This window comes from Aquipuribacter aurantiacus (assembly GCF_051216895.1).
GTDB lineage: Bacteria > Actinomycetota > Actinomycetes > Actinomycetales > JBBAYJ01 > Aquipuribacter.
Genome location: NZ_JBPKAO010000023.1, coordinates 1 through 5,458 on the forward strand (window position 1 = coordinate 1; position 5,458 = coordinate 5,458).

Annotated in this window: 3 rRNA genes; all 3 read right to left on the minus strand. The window is 57.6% G+C overall.

Going from position 1 to position 5,458, the window contains the following annotated elements:
* Positions 1–48: 48 nt before the first annotated feature.
* The 3 genes from rrf to ACR80Q_RS18095 all read right to left on the minus strand — a co-directional run bounded on the left by rrf (position 49) and on the right by ACR80Q_RS18095 (position 5,270).
* A 5S ribosomal RNA gene (rrf, locus tag ACR80Q_RS18085) occupies positions 49–165 on the minus strand.
* A gap of 104 nt (positions 166–269) precedes the next feature.
* Positions 270–3,359: ribosomal RNA gene (locus tag ACR80Q_RS18090) — 23S ribosomal RNA — on the minus strand.
* Between the two features lie 393 nt (positions 3,360–3,752).
* Positions 3,753–5,270: ribosomal RNA gene (locus tag ACR80Q_RS18095) — 16S ribosomal RNA — on the minus strand.
* The 16S, 23S and 5S rRNA genes sit together here, the layout of an rRNA operon.
* Positions 5,271–5,458: the final 188 nt, after the last annotated feature.

The following is a 5,458-nucleotide window of genomic DNA, read 5'->3' on the forward strand; positions in this document are numbered from 1 at the left end:
GTAACGCACGATAGGCCGCCCCAATCGGGGCGGCCTATCGTAAAGAATGTCCGGCGGTGACCTACTCTCCCACACAGTGTCCCGTGCAGTACCATCGGCGCAGAAGGGCTTAGCTTCCGGGTTCGGAATGGGACCGGGCGTTTCCCCTTCGCCATGACCGCCGAAACTCTATCGAGATGTCAGGAACCAACACACCACACGAACGAACTCGTGTGTCTGTTGGCCCCCCGTATCTCGGGAACCGCATAGTGGACGCGAAGCAAATCATTGTTATCAAGTCATCGGCTTATTAGTACCGGTCAGCTGCACGTGTTACCACGCTTCCACCTCCGGCCTATCAACCCAGTAGTCTAGCTGGGAGCCTCTCGGGCCTAAACCCACGGAGATCTCATCTTGAAGCAGGCTTCCCGCTTAGATGCTTTCAGCGGTTATCCCTTCCCAACGTAGCTAATCAGCGGTGCTCCTGGCGGAACAACTGACACACCAGAGGTTAGTCCGTCCCGGTCCTCTCGTACTAGGGACAGCCCTTCTCAAATCTCCAACGCGCACAGCGGATAGGGACCGAACTGTCTCACGACGTTCTAAACCCAGCTCGCGTGCCGCTTTAATGGGCGAACAGCCCAACCCTTGGGACCGACTCCAGCCCCAGGATGCGACGAGCCGACATCGAGGTGCCAAACCATGCCGTCGATATGGACTCTTGGGCAAGATCAGCCTGTTATCCCCGGGGTACCTTTTATCCGATGAGCGACCGCGTTTCCATTCACCACGGCCGGGTCACTAGTTCCGACTTTCGTCCCTGCTCGACTTGTCAGTCTCGCAGTCAAGCTCCCTTGTGCACTTACACTCAACACCTGATTGCCAACCAGGCTGAGGGAACCTTTGAGCGCCTCCGTTACATTTTAGGAGGCAACCGCCCCAGTTAAACTACCCACCAGGCACTGTCCCTGATCCGGATTACGGACCGAAGTTAGATGTCCAGAACGACCAGAGTGGTATTTCAACGTTGACTCCACCGACACTAGCGTGCCCGCTTCACAGTCTCCCACCTATCCTACACAAGCCGTTCCGAACACCAATACCAAGCTATAGTAAAGGTCCCGGGGTCTTTCCGTCCTGCTGCGCGTAACGAGCATCTTTACTCGTAGTGCAATTTCGCCGAGTCTGTGGTTGAGACAGTGGAGAAGTCGTTACGCCATTCGTGCAGGTCGGAACTTACCCGACAAGGAATTTCGCTACCTTAGGATGGTTATAGTTACCACCGCCGTTTACTGGCGCTTAAGTTCTGAGCTTCGCCTTGCGGCTAACCCGTCCCCTTAACGTTCCAGCACCGGGCAGGCGTCAGTCCGTATACATCGTCTTACGACTTAGCACGGACCTGTGTTTTTAGTAAACAGTCGCTTCTCCCTGGTCTCTGCGGCCATCAGCGCTCTCACGCCTCCGGCCCCCCTTCTCCCGAAGTTACGGGGGCATTTTGCCGAGTTCCTTAACCACAGTTCACTCGATCGCCTTGGTATTCTCTACCTGACCACCTGAGTCGGTTTGGGGTACGGGCGGCTAGAACCTCGCGTCGAAGCTTTTCTAGGCAGCATAGGATCACCCATCTTCCCGCATACGCGGTCACTGTCGCGCCTCAGGCACGTAGAGCACGGATTTGCCAATGCTCAACCCTCGGACACTTAGACGGGGACAACCATCGCCCCGCGGAGGCTACCTTCCTGCGTCACTCCTGTTAATACGCTTACCTACTACAGATCTGGGTCGCACGATCCACCCACCCCAGCAAGCTGGGACGAACTTCATGGTGCTCAGCATCGTCTGATTCGATATGGGCGGTTCTTCGCCGGTACGGGAATATCAACCCGTTGTCCATCGACTACGCCTGTCGGCCTCGCCTTAGGTCCCGACTTACCCAGGGCGGATTAACCTGGCCCTGGAACCCTTGGTCATTCGGCGGACGGGTTTCTCACCCGTCTTTCGCTACTCATGCCTGCATTCTCACTCGTGTGGCGTCCACGGCTGGGTTCCCCCGCCGCTTCACTCGCCACACGACGCTCCCCTACCCATCCACACGCCTGGACACCCCTCAAGGGGACATCGGGCTGTTGTGTGAATGCCACGGCTTCGGCGGTGTGCTTGAGCCCCGCTACATTGTCGGCGCGGAATCACTTGACCAGTGAGCTATTACGCACTCTTTCAAGGGTGGCTGCTTCTAAGCCAACCTCCTGGTTGTCTGGGCAACTCCACATCCTTTTCCACTTAGCACACGCTTTGGGGCCTTAGCCGGTGGTCTGGGCTGTTTCCCTTTCGACTACGGAGCTTATCCCCCGCAGTCTCACTGCCTCGCTCTCACTTACCGGCATTCGGAGTTTGGCTGACGTCAGTAACCTGGTGAGGCCCATTAGCCATCCAGTAGCTCTACCTCCGGTAAGAAACACGAGACGCTGCACCTAAATGCATTTCGGGGAGAACCAGCTATCACGAAGTTTGATTGGCCTTTCACCCCTACCCACAGCTCATCCCCCAGGTTTTCAACCCTGGTGGGTTCGGTCCTCCACGCGGTCTTACCCGCGCTTCAACCTGGCCATGGGTAGATCACTTCGCTTCGGGTCTAGATCACGCGACTCAGACGCCCTATTCGGACTCGCTTTCGCTACGGCTTCCCCACACGGGTTAACCTCGCCACGTAACACTAACTCGCAGGCTCATTCTTCAAAAGGCACGCTGTCACCCCTAAAGGCTCCAACGGCTTGTAGGCACACGGTTTCAGGTACTATTTCACTCCCCTCCCGGGGTACTTTTCACCTTTCCCTCACGGTACTTGTCCGCTATCGGTCATCAGGGAGTATTTAGGCTTACGAGATGGTCCTCGCAGATTCACACGGGATTTCTCGGGCCCCGTGCTACTTGGGATCCCTCCAGGGCCGCCATGCCATTTCGCCTACGGGGGTCTCACCCTCTGTGCCGAACCTTCCCAGGTCCTTCGGCTATGACATGAACGTCACCCTGCTGGAACGGCAGTCCCAGCCAGGAGGTCCCACGACCCCGCCCACGCAACGCCTGCCGGCTATCACACGTGAACGGTTTAGCCTGTTCCGCTTTCGCTCGCCACTACTCACGGAATCGCTTTTGCTTTCTCTTCCTGAGGGTACTGAGATGTTTCACTTCCCCTCGTGCCCTCCGCACGCCCTATGTGTTCAGGCGCGGGTGACTGGACATGACTCCAGCCGGGTTGCCCCATTCGGAAATCCTCGGATCACAGTTCGGTTACCAACTACCCGAGGCTTATCGCAGGTTCCTACGTCCTTCATCGGCTCCTGATGCCAAGGCATCCACCGTGTGCCCTTATCAACTTGATGCAACAAAGATAAAGATGCTCGCGTCCACTATGCAGTTCTCAAGAAACGGGAGGTCCCCTGCAGCACCTCGGCGCCTACACACCCACCACCCACCACCAGCCCAACGAACAGGACAAGCAGCAGGCGTTCATGCGGGTGGCGGTTCGACCGACCACAGGGTCCCCGGAGTTCGTGACCGCAGCCACTCCCTCAGGACCCAACAGCGCGCCAGACGACCAGACCCCCACGATGCCGTTCCATCCCCCGCAGCAAGCTGCAGAGAAGTACTGGACACACGAGAACCCGACCGCCAACTAATTGATGTTCCACCCATGAGCTACCCCTCGGAGACGAACGCCCCGAGCGGGCACTGGACCCACACCCCGAAAGGCAATGAGCCTAGATGCTCCTTAGAAAGGAGGTGATCCAGCCGCACCTTCCGGTACGGCTACCTTGTTACGACTTCGTCCCAATCGCCAGTCCCACCTTCGACGGCTCCCTCCCACAAGGGGTTGGGCCACCGGCTTCGGGTGTTACCGACTTTCGTGACGTGACGGGCGGTGTGTACAAGGCCCGGGAACGTATTCACCGCAGCGTTGCTGATCTGCGATTACTAGCGACTCCGACTTCATGGGGTCGAGTTGCAGACCCCAATCCGAACTGAGACCGGCTTTTTGGGATTCGCTCCACCTTACGGTTTCGCAGCCCTTTGTACCGGCCATTGTAGCATGCGTGAAGCCCAAGACATAAGGGGCATGATGATTTGACGTCATCCCCACCTTCCTCCGAGTTGACCCCGGCAGTCTCCTATGAGTCCCCGGCATGACCCGCTGGCAACATAGAACGAGGGTTGCGCTCGTTGCGGGACTTAACCCAACATCTCACGACACGAGCTGACGACAACCATGCACCACCTGTACACCGACCTTGCGGGGCACCCATCTCTGAGTGTTTCCGGCGTATGTCAAGCCTTGGTAAGGTTCTTCGCGTTGCATCGAATTAATCCGCATGCTCCGCCGCTTGTGCGGGCCCCCGTCAATTCCTTTGAGTTTTAGCCTTGCGGCCGTACTCCCCAGGCGGGGCGCTTAATGCGTTAGCTGCGGCACGGAATCCGTGGATAGGACCCCACACCTAGCGCCCAACGTTTACGGCATGGACTACCAGGGTATCTAAGCCTGTTCGCTCCCCATGCTTTCGCTCCTCAGCGTCAGTTACGGCCCAGAGATCCGCCTTCGCCACCGGTGTTCCTCCTGATATCTGCGCATTCCACCGCTACACCAGGAATTCCGATCTCCTCTACCGCACTCTAGTCCGCCCGTACCCACTGCAGATCCGAGGTTAAGCCTCGGACTTTCACAGCAGACGCGACGAACCACCTACGAGCTCTTTACGCCCAATAATTCCGGACAACGCTTGCACCCTACGTATTACCGCGGCTGCTGGCACGTAGTTAGCCGGTGCTTCTTCTGCTCCTACCGTCACTTTCGCTTCTTCGGAGCTGAAAGAGGTTTACAACCCGAAGGCCGTCATCCCTCACGCGGCGTCGCTGCATCAGGCTTTCGCCCATTGTGCAATATTCCCCACTGCTGCCTCCCGTAGGAGTCTGGGCCGTGTCTCAGTCCCAGTGTGGCCGGTCGCCCTCTCAGGCCGGCTACCCGTCGTCGCCTTGGTGAGCCATTACCTCACCAACAAGCTGATAGGCCGCGAGCCCATCCCTGACCAAAATTCTTTCCAACAACAGACCATGAGGCCGCTGCTCGTATCCGGTATTAGCACCGGTTTCCCGGAGTTATCCCAGAGTCAGGGGAAGGTTGCTCACGTGTTACTCACCCGTTCGCCACTGATCCACCCCGAAGGGCTTCACCGTTCGACTTGCATGTGTTAAGCACGCCGCCAGCGTTCGTCCTGAGCCAGGATCAAACTCTCCATAGATGCATAACCCCCACACACCCGAAGGCACATGGGACATCTGCGTGATTGATCTCGGCATAAGTGACCCCCGGCAAAGAGGGCCACCACCATAACGAATCGACACCGACGAACCCCCGAAGAGGAACGCCAGGCCGAACATATCTGGCATCAATTTTTGGCACGCTGTTGAGTTCTCAAGGAGCAGATGC